Origin of the sequence: Mesorhizobium sp., assembly GCF_005063415.1 — a bacterium.
Taxonomy (GTDB): domain Bacteria; phylum Pseudomonadota; class Alphaproteobacteria; order Rhizobiales; family Rhizobiaceae; genus Mesorhizobium.
The window spans coordinates 1-20,027 of the sequence record NZ_SUEG01000046.1; the positions used below are offsets into that span (position 1 = coordinate 1).

22 protein-coding genes, 1 tRNA gene and 2 pseudogenes are annotated in these 20,027 nt (G+C 61.3%); 18 read left to right on the forward strand and 7 right to left on the reverse strand.

What is annotated here, in order from left to right:
- Both E5W70_RS14565 and E5W70_RS14570 read left to right on the forward strand, forming a co-directional pair.
- Positions 1-735: cytochrome P450 (locus tag E5W70_RS14565; RefSeq protein WP_292659222.1), on the forward strand; the 735-nt coding region annotated here is incomplete at its 5' end.
- Positions 689-1,003 (forward strand): hypothetical protein, encoded by a 315-nt coding sequence (locus E5W70_RS14570; RefSeq protein ID WP_292659293.1) that lies wholly within the window; start codon positions 689-691, stop codon positions 1,001-1,003. The genes E5W70_RS14565 and E5W70_RS14570, both read left to right, overlap by 47 nt.
- Before the next feature lie 106 nt (positions 1,004-1,109).
- Here the strand turns inward: E5W70_RS14570 and E5W70_RS14575 are convergent, their stop codons facing one another.
- The 4 genes from E5W70_RS14575 to E5W70_RS14585 all read right to left on the reverse strand — a co-directional run bounded on the left by E5W70_RS14575 (position 1,110) and on the right by E5W70_RS14585 (position 3,522).
- Entirely contained in the window at positions 1,110-1,343 is a 234-nt protein-coding gene (locus tag E5W70_RS14575) for a hypothetical protein (RefSeq protein WP_292659223.1), read from the reverse strand.
- Positions 1,344-1,381: 38 nt separating this feature from the next.
- Complete coding sequence (locus tag E5W70_RS14580) at positions 1,382-1,591, reverse strand: hypothetical protein (protein ID WP_292659224.1); 210 nt, start codon at positions 1,589-1,591, stop codon at positions 1,382-1,384.
- Positions 1,592-1,931: 340 nt separating this feature from the next.
- Positions 1,932-2,447, reverse strand: a complete 516-nt coding sequence (locus tag E5W70_RS33115; protein ID WP_366509705.1) for a DUF2332 family protein — start codon at positions 2,445-2,447, stop codon at positions 1,932-1,934.
- 178 nt (positions 2,448-2,625) lie between these two features.
- Positions 2,626-3,522: a LysR family transcriptional regulator gene (locus E5W70_RS14585; protein WP_292659225.1), complete on the reverse strand. Its 897-nt coding sequence runs from the start codon at positions 3,520-3,522 to the stop codon at positions 2,626-2,628.
- Positions 3,523-3,601: 79 nt separating this feature from the next.
- Between E5W70_RS14585 and E5W70_RS14590 the strand changes: the two genes are divergently transcribed.
- The 16 genes and pseudogenes from E5W70_RS14590 to E5W70_RS14665 all read left to right on the forward strand — a co-directional run bounded on the left by E5W70_RS14590 (position 3,602) and on the right by E5W70_RS14665 (position 18,250).
- Positions 3,602-4,816 carry a PLP-dependent transferase gene (locus E5W70_RS14590; RefSeq protein ID WP_292659227.1) on the forward strand — a complete coding sequence of 405 codons (1,215 nt, stop codon included), beginning with the start codon at positions 3,602-3,604 and terminating at the stop codon, positions 4,814-4,816.
- Positions 4,817-4,845: 29 nt separating this feature from the next.
- Positions 4,846-5,880, forward strand: coding sequence for a transporter substrate-binding domain-containing protein (locus E5W70_RS14595; RefSeq protein WP_292659229.1), 1,035 nt, complete (start codon positions 4,846-4,848; stop codon positions 5,878-5,880).
- A 68-nt stretch (positions 5,881-5,948) separates the two neighbouring features.
- Positions 5,949-7,064, forward strand: coding sequence for an ABC transporter permease subunit (locus tag E5W70_RS14600; RefSeq protein WP_292659231.1), 1,116 nt, complete (start codon positions 5,949-5,951; stop codon positions 7,062-7,064).
- 3 nt (positions 7,065-7,067) lie between these two features.
- Positions 7,068-8,159 carry an amino acid ABC transporter permease gene (locus tag E5W70_RS14605; RefSeq protein ID WP_292659233.1) on the forward strand — a complete coding sequence of 364 codons (1,092 nt, stop codon included), beginning with the start codon at positions 7,068-7,070 and terminating at the stop codon, positions 8,157-8,159.
- 11 nt (positions 8,160-8,170) lie between these two features.
- Entirely contained in the window at positions 8,171-8,953 is a 783-nt protein-coding gene (locus E5W70_RS14610) for an amino acid ABC transporter ATP-binding protein (protein WP_292659234.1), read from the forward strand.
- 273 nt (positions 8,954-9,226) lie between these two features.
- Positions 9,227-10,384, forward strand: coding sequence for an FAD-dependent monooxygenase (locus tag E5W70_RS14615; RefSeq protein WP_292659236.1), 1,158 nt, complete (start codon positions 9,227-9,229; stop codon positions 10,382-10,384).
- A gap of 56 nt (positions 10,385-10,440) precedes the next feature.
- Positions 10,441-10,779: pseudogene (locus tag E5W70_RS14620) on the forward strand (multicopper oxidase domain-containing protein); the annotation flags it as partial.
- A gap of 26 nt (positions 10,780-10,805) precedes the next feature.
- Positions 10,806-11,232, forward strand: a pseudogene (locus tag E5W70_RS14625) (YqaA family protein).
- 71 nt (positions 11,233-11,303) lie between these two features.
- The gene (locus tag E5W70_RS14630; protein WP_292659237.1) at positions 11,304-11,834 is read left to right on the forward strand and encodes a hypothetical protein; all 531 of its coding nucleotides are present in this window, start codon (positions 11,304-11,306) and stop codon (positions 11,832-11,834) included.
- Positions 11,835-11,922: 88 nt separating this feature from the next.
- Complete coding sequence (locus E5W70_RS14635) at positions 11,923-12,156, forward strand: hypothetical protein (RefSeq protein ID WP_292659239.1); 234 nt, start codon at positions 11,923-11,925, stop codon at positions 12,154-12,156.
- Entirely contained in the window at positions 12,153-13,613 is a 1,461-nt protein-coding gene (locus E5W70_RS14640; RefSeq protein WP_292659241.1) for a TolC family protein, read from the forward strand. Before E5W70_RS14635 ends, E5W70_RS14640 begins: the two co-directional genes overlap by 4 nt.
- 17 nt (positions 13,614-13,630) lie before the next feature.
- On the forward strand, positions 13,631-14,989 hold the full coding sequence (locus E5W70_RS14645) for a copper oxidase (protein ID WP_292659243.1): 1,359 nt from the start codon (positions 13,631-13,633) through the stop codon (positions 14,987-14,989).
- 42 nt (positions 14,990-15,031) lie between these two features.
- Complete coding sequence (locus tag E5W70_RS14650; protein ID WP_292659244.1) at positions 15,032-15,520, forward strand: cupredoxin family protein; 489 nt, start codon at positions 15,032-15,034, stop codon at positions 15,518-15,520.
- A 23-nt stretch (positions 15,521-15,543) separates the two neighbouring features.
- A complete protein-coding gene (locus E5W70_RS14655) occupies positions 15,544-15,828 on the forward strand; it encodes a copper-binding protein (protein ID WP_292659246.1) in 285 nt (94 codons plus the stop codon).
- Positions 15,829-16,227: 399 nt separating this feature from the next.
- Positions 16,228-16,905, forward strand: a complete 678-nt coding sequence (locus E5W70_RS14660; protein ID WP_292659248.1) for a response regulator transcription factor — start codon at positions 16,228-16,230, stop codon at positions 16,903-16,905.
- Positions 16,906-16,996: 91 nt separating this feature from the next.
- On the forward strand, positions 16,997-18,250 hold the full coding sequence (locus E5W70_RS14665; protein WP_292659250.1) for a HAMP domain-containing sensor histidine kinase: 1,254 nt from the start codon (positions 16,997-16,999) through the stop codon (positions 18,248-18,250).
- A gap of 130 nt (positions 18,251-18,380) precedes the next feature.
- On the opposite strand, the gene E5W70_RS14670 is transcribed toward E5W70_RS14665, so the two are convergent.
- From E5W70_RS14670 to E5W70_RS14680, 3 genes are all read right to left on the reverse strand, one after another.
- On the reverse strand, positions 18,381-18,665 hold the full coding sequence (locus E5W70_RS14670; protein ID WP_292659251.1) for a hypothetical protein: 285 nt from the start codon (positions 18,663-18,665) through the stop codon (positions 18,381-18,383).
- Positions 18,666-19,090: 425 nt separating this feature from the next.
- Positions 19,091-19,167 (reverse strand) — tRNA-Arg (locus E5W70_RS14675).
- Positions 19,168-19,328: 161 nt separating this feature from the next.
- Positions 19,329-20,027, reverse strand: a 699-nt coding sequence (locus tag E5W70_RS14680; RefSeq protein ID WP_292659253.1) for a zinc-binding dehydrogenase, incomplete at its 5' end; no start/stop codon positions are given.

Here is a 20,027-nt window from a genome sequence, read left to right on the forward strand (position 1 = left end):
CGCCTGGTCAGCGACCATCGCAATGCCGAGGGAAAGCCGCTCGATCTTGCCAGTGCCGCGGTCGAGATCATCAACATCATCCGGCCCGTCGTCGCCATCGGCCGCTTCATCATGTTCGCGGCGCTGGCGCTTCACCAGCACCGCCAATGGCACGACAAGTTCGCAACCGGCGATGACGACGGCCTGGAAGCCTTCGCCGAGGAGGTTCGCCGGCTCTATCCGTTCTTCCCGTTCATCGGCGGCCGCGCCCGCCACGCATTCGAATGGAAGGGCTACCGTTTCCACGAAGGCGACTGGGTCTTGCTCGACCTGCACGGCACCAACCATGATCCGCGCCTGTTTGCCGAGCCGGACCGGTTTATCCCGGAGCGCGGCCTGAGCTGGAAAACGCACGGCTTCGACTTCATCCCGCATGGCGGCGGAGATCCGGCGACCACCCATCGCTGCCCCGGAGAAGCCGTCACTGTCGCGCTGATCATGGAAGCGGTTCGCCTGCTGACGCGGTCGATGGTCTACCAGGTGCCGGACCAGGATATGACCGTCTCGCTCGCACGCATGCCGGCGCGGCCGAGATCCGGGTTCAGGATAGATAATGTGCGGCGATGCCCGCCTGAAAGCCTGCCGGACGCAACCGGAACCTCTGCGCAGCTGAGGCGTTCGAAAATTGCAAGGCGTAAAGGCAAACGCAATGGCTCAGAAGATCACGACAGGCGCGAACGACCGGCCGCGCAATGAAACCATCGGCCAATCCGGCGAAGGCCTGCCGGACGACAGCAGCAGGCCGCTCGAGGTCGACGAAGGCTGGGTCGCCCGGCTGAGAAACAAGCTGCAGGGCAAGCCCCGGCAGACCGCCCAGACCAACGCGGACGAAGTTCCCGCAGGCATTCCCGGCGCTGGCGAGAACATCTGCCGCCGCTGTGCAGGGTCAGGCATGATCGACGGCCGAACCTGCCCGGAATGCGGCGGAACCGGCAAGGTGACGACGCCGATAGGCGGAGGCTGAGCAATCCAGGGAAAATTTGAAACGGTTTCCGTCCGGAATTGCGCCAAAAACAAAAGGATAGACCGGTTCTGCGGTTCCGCGGAACGATGGACCGTTCCAGCGCCGGTCAGATCGCCGGCACCCACTTCCAGAACACGCCCTCCTTGCGTTCCGGGTAGTGCTTGAACTCGCATTCGAAGCGCCAGCCGTAATTCTTCGCGGCGGCAAGCGCCTCCTTGCTGACCGGGTTCATGCCGGTTCCCGGCGCAAACCAGTCCTCCAGCAGATCGTCGGGGATATAGGCGCCGATCCTCAACGGCAGCTGTTCGAGGACGACATCCATTTCAGGTGGTGCAGGCACGGGGGCGCTCCTTCGAAACCTACCCGCGAAGAAGTCGTTCAACGCCAAGCGGGTTCATTCTTCTGTTCATAGTCCTGGAACGCCTTCTGGAGGCCGCCGATCACCTCGGCGGATGTCTCGAACATCGCCTTCAGCTGCGGCTCATCGACCTTCTCGATGTCCTCGCGAAGGTGCTGTTTCACCTCTTCCAATTTCTTCTGCATTTTCCGCGTGTGGTGGCGCGGATCGCGGTCGGCAGCGCTTGTCATGATCAATCTCCAATTTGGTTCTCTGGAGAACTCGCCCGGCTCTGGGATCGCCAGGCGGGGTTTGCAGCGTAAACGGCTTGCCGATAGCTGTGGTTCCCGACCGTGGAGCGTCTTAGTACGCCTCAGCGCGCCGTTCTCGTTCTCAGCCGTCAGGTAGAGGCGGCGGCAAGACAAGTCGGAGAGGTCGCTTCCAATGAATTCGAGACGCGAGCAGTCGAAACGAGCATAGATGAAGCTGAGAACTGATGGCGCCTCTGGCCAAGGACAGTAATCCACCACCTAATAGCCTACGCTTCGTCCGCGATCCATTCGAGCGACGCGCCATGCGGGTCAGTCCAGGCTACAGGGGAGCCGTTCGCAGATAGGAGGAAGCGGCCGGGCGGCCAGCTTGTTCCGGCGCGTGTGGCGATGGACGGGAAGACGCGTGGGAACTCGTTCGATACCCAATAAGGCGAGACACGCATCGGCTGCTCGGCGAAAGCTTCTCTGTCACCAAGGTCGGAGACATAGTCGAGGACGGCTGTGTGAAAGATGACGAGTGTAGCGTCCGTTGGCGCTTCGTTGCAGAGTTGCACCCGCGGAGGTCGCCCTTCACCACCCTAGGCTTGACTGTGGCAGCGATCTTTGGGGCCGCCCGCAGATTGGCGAGCCGTGCTGTCTGTTCCGGCCAGACCAGTGTCTCAAGCCATGCGACTTGCGTGTCGTCCGAAGCATCTATCGGGCTCAGGTCCAATCCCGCCCGCCAGACGACTTGCGGCAAGGCCGTCGGCAATGGCGTTGTTTCGCTGGCGAGGCATCGGAAGACAGGCGGCTCCAAGGCCATCGCGGGTGCGCGGCCCTCGCCTGGTTCCGACATTTGGATTTGGCTCACTTTCTAACCAAGCCGTGACGTACGCGGGCGGCAAGCACTCCGTTTCCGTCAGGTCGGACGGATTGTGCGGCCGAACTCAGAAGCCGCGATCCTGGAGCGATCGTATGCGTGAGGCGTAGCCACTACATGCTGAATCAGCAGGCAAGCGGAGCATTGCGCTCGCCTAGGGTTCGCTCGATAGAGCATTTCGTGCGGCGTAGAGCTCGGCAATGAAGTCGGTGATCAATGTCGAGTTGATGCCATCCGGCGGGCGCAGGAGCAGTGCGCGGAAGTGAACGGCCGGCTCGAATGGCTTTGCAACGATTCCGCCGATCATGCGGTCGGCAATGACCGACGGATTAACTAGGCCAATCCCCATGCCTTTCGCCGCGAGGATGGCGATCGTCAGGCCGTAAGGCGTTTCGATCAGGATACGCGGCCGTATGCCGTGCGCGGCTAGGATCTTGTCCATGGCAAGCCTCACCGTGTCTTCCGGCGACAGTGCCAGGAAAGCCTCATCGGCAAGATCGGCCGGCGTGATCATCTGCTTGCGCGCCAGACGGTGACCCTTCGGCATCACGCAGACGGCGCGCGGCGTGTTGAATACGCTGTGCAGCACGCCGCTTGTGTCGACCTCGTCGGCCGCCAGCCCAATATCGAAACTGCCAGATGCCACCAAGTCGCGCACGATATTGGAGGTCCGGACCTGATAGCTGATGCGTACTTGCGGATGCCGGCCGGAAAAGGCGGCGATGGCGCGTGGCACCAGGCCATGCCCAAGCGCCGACAAGCTGGCGACGCGGACCGTTCCGGTACCCACCTCCTTGATCTGGGCCGCGCGCAGTTTGAGCCGGTCGAGCCCAACCAAGCTAGCTTTCACTTCGGCGTGGAACAGATCCCCTTCGCGTGTCGGCACCAGCCTGCCGCGAATGCGGTCGAAGAGCCTGAAGCCGAGCTCGGCTTCCAGCTTGGCCAGCGAACGGCTGATGGCCGGCTGCGAGGTATCGAGCAGCGCGGCCGCCGCGCCGGCGCCGCGCGTAATCATGATCGCGTTGAAGACATCGATGTCGCGCAGGTTCATAGTCAGCCCATATCAAAAGCGAATTAACTTTATCGCTGCGGTCATAGATGGCAATGGGTGAGCCGGCTAAGCTGCGCCTATGAACCGACGCGATGACACCGCCCATGTCCATCCTCCCAAGCGCTCCGAGGAACCGTTCCAGGCGGTGGCGATGCCGGTCGAGCGAGCCTCGACCGTGGTCTTTGACGATCTGGAATCGTTCGAGCGTCGCGTCGAGCGTCTGTACGACGGTTTCAGCTACGGACTTTACGGCACACCGACCAGCCGGCAGCTCGAAGATCATATCGCCGCGTTGGAATGCGGATCGCGGGCTCTCGTCGTCCCGTCGGGCATGGCGGCCATGACGCTGGCGACCATGGCTGTCTGCCGTGGCGGCGAAAGGGTTCTGATCCCGGAGACGCTCTACGGCCCGGCGCGCGACATGGCCGAGCGTTTTCTCGGCCCACTCGGGATCGAGGCGGTTTCCTACGATCCACGGCTGGACGCAAGTATCGCGGCCATGATCGACGGCAGAACGCGGCTGGTCTGGGCAGAATCGCCTGGCTCAGCCACCTTCGAAGTTCAGGATGTGCCAGCCATCACGGCCGCGGCCCACAAGGCCGGCGCGCTCGTCGCGGCCGACAACACCTGGGCCTCGCATCTGCTGTTCAAGCCGCTCGCTCATGGGGTCGACATCTCGATGCAGGCGCTTTCCAAACACGCCGGCGGCCATGGCGACCTCTTGATGGGCTCGCTCGCAGTGCATGACCATGCCCTGTTCCGGCGCCTGAAGGATACAGCGCGCTTCCTGGGTTATGGCGTCTCACCGGAGGATTGTGCGCTGTGCGAGCGTGGCCTGATGACGATGCCGGTGCGCATGCGCCACGCCGACGATACAGCGCGCAAGATTGTCGCCTGGCTGTCGGGGCGCCCGGAAGTCGCGCAGATCCTGCATCCCGGCCAGCCTGACCACCCCGGCCACGCGATCTGGAAGCGTGATTTCGCCGGATCGGCGGGCGTGTTCTCCTTCGTGCTGCGGCCGGAACTGGCGCCACTGCAATCCGATGTCCTGCGCAGCCTGCGGCTGTTCAGGCTCGGCGCAAGCTGGGGCGGCGTGCATTCGCTGATTGCCGTCAGCGATCCGCGCAAGGGTCGCGCCAGCCTCGACTGGCTGAAGCCCGGCCCGGTCTGGCGCCTGTCGATCGGCCTTGAGGCGCTCGAGGATCTTCTGGCCGACCTTTCCCGGGCCTTCGAACTCTTTGCTGAAGCCCGGCGCAACGGAACCGCCGCAGCCGACGCCAAGGCCGCCGAATGATAACAATCTCAACGACAAGGGGAATAACTATGAAACATCGAGGTCTGAAATTGCTCACGGGTCTGGCGATAGGATTGGCCAGCCTGAGTTCGGGCGCCGTGGACGCCAGCGCGCAGGCGGTGATCAACAAGATCAAGGAGCGCGGCTATGTCAGCTGCGGCGCCAGCCAGGGCGTGCCCGGTCTCTCGCGGCCGGACGAGAAGGGGTATTATCGCGGCTTTGATTCCGACATCTGCCGCACTTTCGCGGTCGCCCTCCTCGGCGACAGAGACAAGATCCGTTACGTGCCGCTTAACGCAGGCCAGCGTTTTCCTGCGCTGCAGACTGGGGAAATCGACGTTCTGTCGCGCACATCCACCATCACCTATAGTCGCGATACGGTTGTCCGCTTCGTCTGGATCAATCTCTACGACACGGACGGCATGCTCGTGCGCAAGGCCGATAACATTACCGAGCCCAAACTGCTCGACGGAAAGACCGTCTGCCTGCAAGGCGGTGGCAGCCTGACCGAGAAAGCGATCGAGGAAACCGAGGAAGAGTTCGGGATCGCGATGGAGAAAGTCTATTACGACTCGACCGTTCAAGCGCGCGACGCCTTCTTTGGCGGCCGCTGCGATTCCTACGTCACTGACGGCACCGCGGCAGCCGGACAGCGTGCCTCGGTGGCCAAGAACCCGGACGACTACGACATCATCCGGGTCGGCAGGGCCGCCGAACCCAATGGAGTCGCGGTGGCCCGCGGTGACGATCAGCTTTTCGACGTCGTGCGTTGGACACTCAATGCGCTGTTCTGGGCCGAAGCCAACGGCATCACCTCGCAAAACATCGACGAAAAGCTTGCCTCGGGCAGTCCGGAAGTCAAACGCGTGCTGGGCGAGGAGCCCGGTTTCGGCAAGCCGCTCGGATTGGACGACAAGTGGGCCTACAACGTCATCAAGCAAATGGGCAACTACGCCGAGATCTGGGATCGCAATCTCGGCAAGGACAGCCCGCTGAAGGTTGAGCGCGGCCTGAACGCATTGTGGAAGGACGGCGGCCTCAACTATCCTTTCCCCTGGGATTGAGCCGCACATGAAGGGAACGCGCCCGCCGTTCCCTTTCCCTGCCAACGCCGCGAACCGTCGAGGTCGAAATGCTGAGCGACGCCAGGACCAGATCGATCATCATCCAGTGTGCCCTGGTGGCCGTGGCTGCCGCCTTCGCTGCCCTGCTCGTCAGCACGACTTTCGCCAATCTCAGGGCACGCGGCATCCCGATCGGCTTCGATTTCCTGACGATGCCGTCAAGGATCGTCATCTCGGAAGCAATCCTCACTTACAAGTCGCGGGACCCCTATTACTGGGCGATCGCGACCGGGCTCGCCAATACGGTCTTCGTCTCTGCGGTCGTCATCGTCTTTTCATCCGCGCTCGGCCTCGTCGTCGGCATCACCCGGCTGAGCAGCAATCCCCTGGCGGCGGGCACCTGCCGCGTATGGGTGGAGGTTGCACGCAATTCACCGCCGATCGTGCTTCTGATCTTTCTCTATTCGCTGTGGTGGAAGGTGCTGCCGCCGGTCGGCGAAGCGCTCAATCCGCTGCCAGGCGTTTATGCCTCCATGCGCGGCTTTGTGGTGCCGGCTGTCAGCATGGACGTCGCCACCGCGGGATTGCTCGTCATTGCTCTCGCCCTGGCACTGGCGGCCGCCGGCTGGGCGGCGGCGAGAAGAGGATGGCTGCCACCCCTGGCCGCGCCGACGATCCTCGCGGTTGGCATTGCCGGGCTCTGGCTTGCCGATGCGAAGTTCTCCGTCGACTGGCCGACCTTCACCGGGTCGAACTTCAAAGGCGGCAAGGACCTGACGCCCGAACTCAGCACCATCCTCATCGGGCTGACCATCTACACCACCGGCTTCGTCGCCGAGATCGTGCGCGGCGGCGTGCTTTCGGTCGGCCGCGGTCAGTGGGACGCAGGTCATTCGCTCGGCCTGCCGCGCGGCAAAATATTGCGTCTGATCATCATCCCGCAGATGCTGCGGGTGATCGTCCCGCCGCTCAACAGCCAATACATCAACGTCGTCAAGAATTCGACGCTGGCGATCGCGGTCGGCTATCCGGACTTCCTTGCAGTCATGAACACCATCATCAGCAAGTCCAGCCATTCGATCGAGGGCGTATTCATCATCCTCGGCGTCTATCTCGCCCTCAACCTGAGCCTCTCGAGCGCGGCCAATTGGTACAACCGTCGCATCGCCATCGTGGAGCGCTGAACCATGAAGGCCCTGTCTCTTCCCCTTCCGGCCGAGCCAATGCCAGGACAGATCCGCTTCGGCGCTTTGCGGCGGTCAGCCATTCTCCTGTTCGGCACGCCGCTCAATGCCGTCCTGACGCTGTTGTTCGGCGTTCTGCTCGTCACGACGGTGCCGCCGATGCTGCACTGGCTGGTAATCGACGCCGTGCTGTTCGACCCCAGTCCACGCGCGTGCCGGGTGGCCACCGGAGCGTGCTGGAGCTTCATCTACGCCAAGTCCGGGCAGTTGCTGTTCGGCATCTATCCGCTCGACGAACGCTGGCGCCCCGCCATCGTCTGCGTGCTCATCCTGGCGCTGCTTGCCTGGTCGGTGCGGCCCGCCAGCTGGGCTCCGCGGCTGGCAGCGCTCTGGGTGGCGGCGCTCGTGTTGATCTTCTGGCTGATGGCCGGCGGTTTCGGCCTAGCCGAGGTTCCGACCTCGTCCTGGGGCGGCCTGCCGGTGACACTCATCCTCACCGTTGTTGCCATCGGCGTCGCCTTCCCCGTCGGCATCCTCTTGGCGCTGGCCAGGCGCTCGACCATGCCCACGATACGCATCGGCGCTGTAGTCCTGATAGAATCGGTGCGCGGACTACCGCTCCTCTCAATCCTGTTCGTAGCGTCGATCATGATGCCGCTGTTCCTGCCCGAGGCCCTCTTGCCTGACAAGTTCGTGCGCGCGCTGGTCGCGCTCACCATTTTCGCCGCGGCTTATCTCGCCGAGGTGATCCGCGGCGGCCTGCAGGCCATTCCGAATGGCCAGTACGAGGCCGCGGCTGCGGTTGGCCTGCCCTTCTGGCGCACGCAATATCTGGTGATCCTGCCGCAGGCGATCCGGGTGGCCATCCCGGCGCTCGCCAACACCATCATCGTCATGATCAAGAACACCAGCCTTGTCCTGGTGGTCGGTCTGTTCGACCTGATCAGCTCCGGTAAAGCGGCGCTGGCCGACCCGGACTGGCCATCGCCAGCGGCCGAGACGTTCCTGTTTATCGGGGCGATCTTCTTCGCACTCTCGTTCTCATTCGCCCGCTTCGCCGACTTCCTGGAGCGGCGCGGCCCCACCGCTCACTAGGAAATGTTGTGATGTTATCGTCCGCCGCCAAGCGCGTTCCGCCCATGCCCGATCCCAGTGATCCGCCGGCAATCGAAATGATCGGGATGAACAAGTGGTACGGGAACTTCCATGTCCTGAAGGACATCGACCTGACGGTCCTTCGCGGCGAAAAGCTGGTGATCTGCGGGCCCTCGGGCTCGGGCAAGTCGACCATCATCCGTTGCATCAACCGGCTGGAGGAGCACCAGCAGGGACAGATCGTCGTCGACGGCGTCGAACTCACCAATGATTTGAAGAAGATAGACCTAATTCGCCGCGACATCGGCATGGTGTTCCAGCATTTCAACCTGTTCCCGCACCTGACCATTCTGGAGAACCTGACGCTGGCGCCGATCTGGGTGCGCAGGATGCGGCGCGCGCAAGCCGAGCAGACCGCCATGCATTATCTGGAACGGGTGAAGATTCCGGACCAGGCGCACAAATATCCCGGCCAGCTTTCAGGCGGTCAGCAGCAGCGGGTTGCGATCGCGCGCGCGCTCTGTATGAGCCCGAAAATCATGCTCTTCGACGAGCCGACGTCGGCACTCGATCCGGAAATGGTCAAAGAAGTGCTCGACACCATGATCGCGCTGGCTGGGGATGGCATGACCATGCTGTGTGTCACGCACGAGATGGGATTTGCCCGCCAGATCGCCGACCGCGTCGTCTTCATGGACCAGGGCGAGATCGTTGAGATGAACACGCCCTCGGAATTCTTCTCGCATCCACGTCACCGGCGCAGCAAACTGTTCCTTACCCAGATCCTGAACTAGCTCGATCTCGTAGAGAGAGTTCATCAGCTACGGATCAATGAGCCACCTCTCCGAGATCCCGCACCAAAATGCCCGTGGCAGCGGACCGGCAATGGATCGCCCGCCCTCTGACCATGCCCTGGCAATCTCGAGCACATCCAGCCTGGCTCGGCCCGGCAGAACTCACTTCGAGCGAAATTGGAGAAAGCGTGTGGCGTGTTTCACCTGCCTTTCGCCGGGAACAATTTGATGTCGCAAAGTGTTCCCGCGTGAAGAAGGCGAAGGACCACGAACATGCGCGCAGTCATCATTGGCGCAGGAATCGCCGGACTTGCAGTTGCCAAGGGACTGCGACTCCTCGGATGGGAGACCGAGATTTACGAGCAGGCGAGCGAACTAAAGCCTCTGGGTGCGGGCCTCAGTCTTAGCGCTAATGCGCTTCGTGCCCTTCGTGTACTCGGGCTCTACGAAACGGTTGTTGCCGAGGCGCAGCCGATACACAGACTCGATCTTCTCGACGACGAAGGACAAGTCCTTCAATCGACGGATTTTCAGCGCTTCAGCCAGCGATATGGTCACCTCAGTATGGCCGTGCTGCACCGCGGCGATCTCCATCGGGCGCTTCTTACGGAGCTGCCGCGCTCTATTATTCGCACCGACATGGAATGCGTGGATGCCCGCCAGGTCGGCGACAAAATCGTCCTGCACTTCGCGGATGGGGAGATAGTGGAAAGCGAGCTGGTGCTCGCTTGCGATGGCATTCACTCCGCTGTTCGTAGGGCACTCTTTCCAGAGTCGCGCGAGCATTTCGCCCGCTACGCCTGCTGGCGCGCCATCTCGCCCGGTCTCCCCCAGGGAATGGACCCTGCGCGTCTTACCGAGAGCTGGGGGGCCGGCAAACGCATCGGGCTGGCCGCGATTCCCGGCGAAAGGGTCTACTGGTTTGCGTGCTGCGGCGCCGAGCGCCTACACGACCCCAAGCTGGCTCAGGCCGATCTTGCCGGAGTGAAGGCGATGTTTTCCGGCTTTCACGATCCCGTCCCTGAGGTCCTCGATCGGACACCGGCGGACTCGCTGATCTGGACGGATATACTCGATCTCGATCCGATGCCCTCGTTTACGCGCGGAAATGCGGTTTTGCTTGGCGACGCCGCGCATGCCGTGACACCCGATCTAGGGCAAGGAGCTGGACTTGCCGCGGCAGTTCTTACAGCGTTGTTCGGTCGGCTTCCAGCCGACGAGGCCCTCCGCGAATATGACAAGCGTCGTCTCGACAGGGCGCATAGGGTCGCGGCTGAATCGCGCCTCTATGCCAAAGTCGCGCAATGGCAGAACCCGCTTGTCGTCCCCCTTCGCAACTTGCTGGTAAAGAGCGTACCGGAGCGTTTCATGGACCGGCAGCTCGACGCGGTTCTCGATGTCGCGTTCGAACCCGTTAGGTCCGTCGCCTAACGCGGGCGATTTTGGCTTGAGCATGTCGCTCGGGCAGTCTTCGGCATGCGCCGCCTGGCCGCGCCTATCCGTCAACCGACACGATCAGGATGAAGGTCGGTGAAACTCTGAAAGTGCGCTTCATTGGCACCAATGATGGGTTTATCCACCCGATGCACATCCACGGCGGTCCCTTCGAAGTTGTCGCCCGCGACGGCGGGACTATCCCGGAGTCGGCACGATTCCTTGCCGACACGGTCAACGTCGGACCAGGGCAACCCTACGATGTAGTCTGGCAGGCACGTCGGCCCGGAAAATGGTTGATCCATTGCCATATCGGGCATCATACAACCAACAACAACGTCGAAGAGAAGGGCGGCGGCGGACTGATGGTCGTAATCGATGTGCAACCCTGACGCCTACTCCGCAAAGCGACGAGTAGATGGAAGTCTTTGCCGTACACGGCGGTCTGTTTGCTGTTGCCTTCGCCGCGGCGACCATCCTTCCGGCACAATCGGAGGCCGCGCTTGCGGTATTCCTCGTTACCGGTTCCTTCTCGCCCGCAACGCTGGTTTTTGTCGCCAGCATGGGCAACGTCCTGGGTGCGCCGGCAAACTGGGGTCTTGGTCGAGGGATTGAACGCTTGCGGGACAGTCCTGGTTTCTCTGCGTCCTGCGACGCTCAACCGGGCAACGAACTGGTATTGCCGTTATTGAAGATGGTCGCTCTTGTTGAGCTGGATGCCGATCATCGGCGATCCGCTGACCATGGTGGCTGGGGTTATGCGCAAGCCGCTGTGGAGCTTTGTCGCTCTCGCGAAGGTTTCGCGTTATTTGCTTGTTGCCGGAGCGGTGCTGAGCCTGACCTAAGCCGAATCGCGGAATTGCAGCACAGTCGCGTTCATTTGGGCATGAGCCATAAACGGGCCATACAAAAATGTATGAAAAATTTTGTGGCGCATGGCGGCTTCGAGCCATACCGTCCGTGCAACCATCTTCACTTTTGGTTGCACTGCAGCAAACTCGTCGAAGGCGGCCTTGACAACTCAGCCGAACAATTGTGGGAAGGGCCGATGAGGACTGTTGGTCGAATCGCGATCCTAGGAAGCGTACCGCTCCGCGCTCTGCTGGCGGTCGTATTCCTGGTCATGTCGGCTCTCCAGCCTGGCTTGTTTGCCACGGCCAATGCTACGGGTTTTCACGCCAGCGCGGATCTCCAGGGCGAGACACCTGCACGTGACATGGGCCATCACGGCGCCACCGGGAATGACGCGGACACGTCTGAGCATCAGCACGGCGACAAGCAATCCGCCGACAAGAGCTGTGAAGTCCATTGCGCGCCGGCACATGCGGTGCCAGTCGATTGTCCCGAGTTGGAGCATGTGGTCTCCCGCTGCTTTGCGCCCGTCATTGCCGTCACTTTGCCGCTCGGCGAATATAAAGCGCTCATAAGACCCCCCAGACACATCTGAACTGACGCCGCCCTTTCGGGCGTTCGCGCGCAGCGCCGGGAATCCGTTTCCGCGCGGCCAAACGCATACGTCAAGCTTCAGGTATATAATGAAAATCGCAAGCTCCGCGATGCTCGCATCGCTATTGGTTGCTGGATGCGCGGCAACCACGCCGCCAGACGTCCTTCCTGCCTTCAATCCGGCCGATCCCGTAATGGGCGTCCGTGATGCGCACTACCACCCGGTCATCGCCGACTATCGCCACCGCGAGCCGGTGGATCCGCAGAATTGGCGGCGTCTCAATGACGAGCTTTCTCCGACAAACAACGGCGCTGGCTCATGAGCGGCCGTATTAGAAAGCTGCTCGCGATCGGTTTGCTGCCGCTCGTGGTTGCCGGATGCACGACCACAGCCTCAGTGGATGGCACTTCCAGTCCAATGGCAGGCCTTGCCAGCATGGCCGCGCGGACCGGATCTGTGACTGGAAAGAAAACCGTTTGGGTGCAGTCCAGCGAGGAAGCGCGGACGGTGTCTCAGCGCGTGAAGGGTCTTGTCCAGAAAAAGACGATCGATCCGGACACAGCGGCGCAGGTCGCGCTGTTCAATAACAAGGGCCTGCAGGCGGCCTATGCTGAAATCGGACTGTCGGCTGCTGACGTCTGGCAGGAAACGATGCTCGTCAATCCGACGATCTCGGTCGGCATGATCGGCGTCGATCCCGTGCGGACGATTGAAGGAGCGGTGGTCGGCAACATCCTTGCGCTAACGACCCGTCATCGGCGCGTCGCAGTCGCGGATGCGCGTTTTCGCCAGGCCCAACTCCGCGCCGCCGAAGAAACCCTACGGCTGGCAGCCGACACACGGCGGGCGTGGATCAATGCTGTATCGGCCCAGGAAAGCGTCTCCTATCTCAGCCAGGCGCAAGCCGCCGCCGATGCTGCGTCCGAACTCGCTCAAAAACTGGGGGAGACCGGCGCTTTCACAAAAACCGGCCAAGCCCGCGAGCATGTCTTTTATGCCGAGATCGTGGGCCAGGCAGCGGAGGCCCGTCTCGCGGCCCGGACTGCCAAGGAAGAGCTCACCCGCCTGATGGGCCTTTGGGGACCAGATATCGATTATTCCGTTCCCAATAAGCTTCCGGCTCTGCCGAAGGGCGCTAAGGCCAAACGCGCAATCGAGGCGGAGGCGCTAAAAAATCGCGTCGACCTTGAGATCGCGAAGCTCGAGCTGGAAGCGTTGGCGAAATCCTACGGCCTGACCGAGGCGACGCGCTACGTCAGCGACCTGGAACTCCTGTCTGGCGTGGAGGTGGAACGCGAGGAGTCGGAGGAGGGCGGCGGAACGGAGACGAGTGTCTCGCCCACTCTGGAGCTCGAATTCGTCATTCCGATTTTCGATACAGGCAAGGCACGCATGCGCAAGGCCGAGCTTGCCTACATGCAAGCCGCAAACCGGATGGCGGAGAAGGCTGTCAACGTCCGGTCGGAAGCCAGGTCGGCTTATGACGCTTACCGTTCGACCTACGACATTGCTCGGCACTATCGGAACAGTGTCGTGCCGCTGCGAACAAAGATCGAGGCGGAATCGGTCCTCACCTACAATGGCATGATTACCAACACGTTCGAACTGCTGGCGGATACGCGCGCGAAAATCGGCTCGATCATGCTTTCCCTCAACGCCAAGCGCAATTTCTGGCTGGCCGACGTCAATCTCGGAACCGCCATCCATGGTGGCGGCACAAGCTCATCTGGAGGTGGAGACGCACCAGCCGCAGCCGAAGCAGGCGCCGAAGGCCACTGACACTCAAGGAGAACAAAATGCTTTCAAGACGTCAGTTACTAGGCGCGGGAGCCCTCCTCGCCGGCGCCACGGCGTGGACCAAAACGTCCGCGATGGGGTTGCCCGATGCTGCGATCATGGAATCCCCCGACATGCAGCCCCCGATCTTCCCGAGCAGTGGGCCGGACTACCAGCCGGTGGTTACGCTCAACGGCTGGACACTGCCGCATCGCATGAACAACGGCGTGAAGGAGTTCCATCTGGTCGCCGAGCCGGTTGAGCGCGAGATGGCGCCTGGCATGACTGCCTATCTCTGGGGCTACAACGGTCAGTCGCCCGGGCCGACAATTGAGGCGGTCGAGGGCGACAGGGTCCGCATTTTCGTGACCAACAAGCTCCCAGAGCATACCACCATCCACTGGCATGGAATGATCCTGCCGAGCGGCATGGACGGCGTCGGCGGTCTCACCCAGCCGCACATTCAGCCCGGCAAGACCTTCGTCTATGAGTTCGATCTCGTGAAGAGCGGGACGTTCATGTACCACCCACATGCCGACGAGATGGTCCAGATGGCCATGGGCATGATGGGTTTCTTCGTCATCCATCCTAAAGACCCGAAATACATGCGGGTCGATCGAGACTTTGTCTTCCTCCTCAACGCCTACGACATTGAACCCGGATCCTATGTCCCGAAGGTCATGGAGATGACTGACTTCAACCTGTGGTGCTGGAATAGCCGCATTTTTCCAGGCGTAAGCCCCCTGGTTGTATCGAAGAACGACAAAGTGCGCGTCAGGGTCGGCAATCTAACAATGACCAACCACCCGATCCACATGCACGGCTACGACTTCGAGGTGACCTGCACCGATGGCGGCTGGGTCCGCCCGGAGGCGCGTTGGCCGGAGGTGTCGATCGACATTCCCGTCGGCGCCATGCGGGCCTACGAGTTCAACGCCAAATACGAGGGCGACTGGGCAATCCACTGCCATAAATCGCACCACACCATGAATGCCATGGGCCACGACGTGCCCACGTTCATTGGCGTCGATAAGACAAGACTTGCCGAGAAGATCCGAAAAGTTCAGCCGGAATATATGCCGATGGGCAATCGCGGCATGGCCGATATGGGCGAAATGGAAATGCCGCTGCCCGACAACACCATCAAGATGATGGATGGCTGGGGGCAATTCGGCCCGATCGAGATGGGCTCCATGTTCTCGGTCGTAAAGGTTCGCGAGGGCCTTGCACCGAACGATTACGCCGATCCGGGATGGTACCAGCACCCGGAGGGAACCGTTGCCTACGAGTGGAAAGGGGATGTCCCCGCTCCGACAAAGTCAGGCGACGCAAGAACGATGGCCCCGGCAACGCACGGCGGTCACGGCAAACAGGGATGAGAAACCGACACCCTCAACCTCAAGAATGAGAGAAAGTGCAGCATGAAACATATGATCGCAGCGGCCGTTTTGATGGCGCTCAGTTCCGGAGCAGCTCTTGCCAGTGGAAGCCACGCCGGAGGCCATGGCGACAAAGCCGCCACCATGCCGATCGGCACTCCTGGCGAGGCGAGCAAGGCAAAGCGGACTATCAACATCTCCATGTCGGAGAAGGACGATGGAAAAATGTTGTTCCAGCCGGCGGTCCTCAAGGTGAGGAAGGGCGAGACCGTTCGCCTGAAGTTCGTCAACAAAGGCCAAGTCGACCACGAGTTCGTTATGGACGCCCATGACGGCATCATGGAGCACAAGGCGTTGATGGAGAAGTTCCCCGACATGGAGCACGCCGATCCCAACGCGATCCGGCTGGCGCCCGGCGCCAGAGGCGAGATCATCTGGACGTTCGCCAATGCCGGCGATTTCGGTTTCGGCTGCCTTGTGCCGGGTCACTACGATTCCGGCATGAAGGGCGACATCAGCGTCGCCAACTGACCCCAAACGCAAAGGAAGCAATCATGACACTATTGGTAAAGACACTCTCGACACTGGCGCTCGCGCTCGCCATCGGCGGGAGCGCGCTTGCGCAGGAATACGTGAAGGGCGAAGTCATCAAGGTCGACGCCAAACAGCAGAAGCTGACGATCAAGCATGGGCCGCTGACCAATCTCGACATGCCCGCAATGACGATGGTGTTCGTCGTCGCGGAGCAGGGCCTGCTCGACAAGGCCAAAAAGGGTCAGGCGATCGAGTTCACTGCCGACCGCGTCAATGGACGCATCACGGTCACCGGCATCAAGTGACCCGGACCAGCGCCGCGGGTTGAATATCAATCCGCAGCCCAACTGACTGCTCTCGCAAGCGATCCCGGCGCGATCGCTTGCGAGGTGATGAGCGCCGCGGATCAGCCTTTGCTGGACTTGTGGCACAATGAAGGGAGACGCCAAAATGACGCTACAAGTGGTCAATATTCGTGAAAGCTGCAAGGCGCTTTCGCTTGCAAACCGTGTTGTCGATCCAGTCTATGGATGTTGAGACAGCAAAACCCAGTACCTGGCTGATGGAAAAACTGCGTCACCGGCCAATGGCGCCGAGCCAGGCAAAGCCCCACTGAGATATCGCTTCGTCCGCATCGCTGACAGAAGCAAAGGATAAAAGGTCATCAACGCTTGGCGCGCCAGGCCAGATGAGAGATTGCTATTATGAAAATTCTTCTAGTCGAAGACGACGAACAAATCAGCCGTTACATCGAAAATGGACTGAGCTCTTCCGGCCATGTGATCGATGTCCTGACAGACGGGCGCGATGCTTTGCTTGTCGGACTGCGCGAACCCTATGACGTCGCAATTGTGGATCGGATGCTCCCTGGCCTCGATGGCTTGTCGCTCGTGCGGGGTCTTCGAGGCGCTGGCGGAAAGGTGCCAGTGATCTTCCTAACGGCCGTAGGCGGTGTCAACGATCGAGTTGAAGGATTGGAGGCAGGTGCGGACGATTACTTGATCAAGCCCTTTGCATTCTCCGAACTCCTGGCTCGGATCAATGCTCTGCAAAGGCGCCCTCCGATCACCGCCGAAAAGGCAAAGCTGAAGGTGGCTGATCTGGAACTGGATCTCTTCAGCCGCCTCGCCACCCGCGGCGGAAAGACGATCGAATTGCTCCCTCGAGAATTCGCGCTGCTTGAACTGCTGATGCGTAACGAAGGCCGAATACTGACGAAGACCATGCTCCTTGAGCGGATCTGGAACTTCAACTTCGACCCGCAAAGCACCGTGGTGGAAACCCATATCAGCCGACTGCGGGCGAAGATCGACAAACCATTCGATGTTCCGCTCCTGCGCAATACACGCAATACCGGCTACACTATTCATGGCCAACGCTAGTATCGCCAGAAGCACGTCAATCCGACTTGCCGCGTTCTACATCTCCCTGTTTCTGTTCTCGTTCTTGGGGGCCAATTTCGTCGCTTACAACATGATCGCCGCCTATCTTTACGAGCGGCTGGATTCCCATGTGATGGAGCGGTTCCGGGAGATTTCTTCCACCTATGAAGCGAGCGGTGTCGACGGCGCTGCCGCCATGATCCGAAGCCACGGTCCCGCAATCAGGGGACAGGAGACGCTTTACGCACTGAAGGATCCCGAAGGCGACTTCCTGGCTGGCAACATTGATGTTTCCACCGTGCCGCCGGGATTTTCCACGCGCGCACCGACAAGCCACGAGGCGGCGCCCAATAACTACAGGCTCTACCGCAAGAACCTGGACGGCTACGATCTGACCGTCGGGGTAAGCTATGACGACACCAATCGCTTGCGCAGCATTGCGCTTATCAGCTTCGGCTGGGCAACGGCGATCGTGCTTGCTGGAGGTCTCGGCGCGGGCGCAGTTTTGGCGTTCCGCACGCGACGGCGCATCGCCCGACTCTCGGATGCTATGAAGTCCGTTGGCGCCGGCGATCTCGCTACCCGCTTGCCGGTCTCCTTGCGCACCGATGACATCGACGTGCTGGCGACTGAGGTCAATATCGCGCTGGCACAGCTACAGGCTAGTGTCGCGGCGATGACGCAGGTAACGACCGACATCGCTCACGACCTCAAGACGCCGGTCGGCCGGCTGTTTCTAACGCTTGAGGCTGCTTCCGAAAGCAAAGACCAAACGGCCACGAGATCCCTGATCGAAAAAGCGATGAGCGAAGTCTCGCATATAGCCGGCACGTTCGAGGGCTTGCTGCGCATCTCGCAGATCGAGTCCGGCGCACGCCGTTCCCGATTTGCGAAGGTGAACATTTCGGAACTGGTCGCCGAAATCTACGATATCTATAGTCACATCGTGGAAGACGCCGAGCGTTCGCTGGTTCTGTCCAATGACAGCCGAAACACGGCCTCATTCATATGGGGCGATGCCGATCTGCTGAAGCAGATGTGCGTGAACCTTATCGTCAACGCAATGCGCCACACACAACGAGGGTCTCGGATTGCGATCGGTGTCACGACGCAGGCGAATCGCTGTGCAATCGTCGTCAGCGACAACGGACCGGGCATCCCGGCGGCGGAGCGGCAAAAGGTGTTCAAACGCTTCTATCGCTTAGAAAAGAGCCGGACCACCGAAGGGACAGGGCTCGGTCTCAGTCTGGTCAAGGCGATATCGGACATTCATGGCGCGACAATTTCCGTGAAGGACAATAGGCCCGGCTTAATCGTGGAAACGGAGTTCCCGCGTAAACTGTAACTCGAGGTTAATCACTTAGACGGATGGTTCATATCGCTTGAGCGAAAGGGCAAACCAGCCGGCAGTGCTTCCGGTTGGTTTGCCCTGCCCTGGCTCCGTGGGAAGATGCGGAGCTGCGGTGTTGGTCTTGCTACCGGCCCGCCCAACTGGCGCGCTGGCGGGGGCTCCCGCCCTGCCACGATGAGGGGCTCACAGCTTCGACTCGGTTATAGGGGGAATCGGTTTTCTCGATATCGTCATTGTCGAGCACTTGGGAAGATATTTCAGGGTTGGATGCCGATTTCGTAGTTTCGCCCGTCGATCCGTGACTGTGCAAGACCTCGCCGATGCGAGGGCTTGCCGAGTTCGTGCCGCTGTTGGCGGCACCGGTCATTGCCGCGAAGACAATCAAAGCATATCCGAGGGTGTGTTTCATGGTTCAGTCCTTTTGTCGAAATTGAGCGTTCGGACGCTCAGCAACAACAGGCTACCGGGTCGAAGTCACGGGCACCTTCCCTCGGATTTACATTTTTGTGATTCTCATGCGTGGCCTTGCCGCACAGCGGTTTGTCGGTCGTCCGCTCACTATGCCTCTATGATCGAACTTATTTTGTAGGGGTCACAAGCGCGACGACCCCGCGGCGGTCGATTGTTGGAATTGACGTCGGCAGCGAGACGCCACCGGAGGCGCAGGCGAGCGACAGCACCGCTACAAAGCTAGCTTCACTGGGCCATGTGTTGTCCAACTAGTTCGTCGACGATCGGGCAATCCGAGCCGAAACTACGCCAGCGCTTGCTAGTATATGGTGAGTTTGGGTTGCCCGATTATGGCGAGACGATAGCGTAAGTCTTTGAAAAATATGGCGCACCCGACAGGATTCGAACCTGTGACCTCTGCCTTCGGAGGGCAGCGCTCTATCCAGCTGAGCTACGGGTGCCTTCAGGATCGGTGATCCCAAAACGAACCAGCCGGTAAACCGGCCAGCCACGGCTTCTTAGCGGAAGCCGGGCCGGGCTTCAACGGGCAATCGCGGATGTGCTCAAGTTGCCGTAGCAGCCTTGCGAACAGAACACCGTCCCGTCCGGCGGCCGCGCCTGCTCATTGCGTCATGGTAAGCACGGCCTTGCCGCTGATGCTGCGCTGCCGCAGCGCGTCGAGGGCCTGGCTGACGTCCCGCCATGGTACGGTCAGGACCACGCGTGTTTCGAGCCGGCTGGCTGCGATCAGCGCGAGCAGCGAGCCGAGGTCGGCGCCAGCCTCCGGGCCGGAAGCGTAGTAGGCGAAGGTCTGCAGCCGCGCGCCTTCGTGGCCCGGCACGAACTGGCGGAATCCGATGGGCGTGAGTTCGCCGCTGCTCGAGCCGAACATGACCACGGTCCCGCCGGGCGCCACCCGTTCGATGGCGTGGGCAAGGCTGTCGCCGCCGACCGATTCGGTAATCAGCGAGAACAGCCCTTCGGCGAGCTCGATCGTTTCGACCACCCGCTCGGCTCCCAGGTCGCGGAGATCTTCGGCATGCCGGGCGGCGGCGACCGCCGTCACCGACGCGCCTTGCTGGCGGGCGATCTGGATCTGGAAACGGCCGACCGCGCCGCTTGCGCCGGTAATCAGGACCCGCCGGCCGGCCAGGTCTCCGCCGAGGCGCAGAGTCCGCAACGCGGTCGTGCCTGCAACCGGAACGGTGGCGGCGGCGACGAAGCTGATATCGTCCGGCAGAACGGCGAGATGGTCTGTTGGAACGGCAACCCGTTCGGCCCACCCGGCCTCGTCGACCAGAGCCGCAACCCGGGCGCCGAC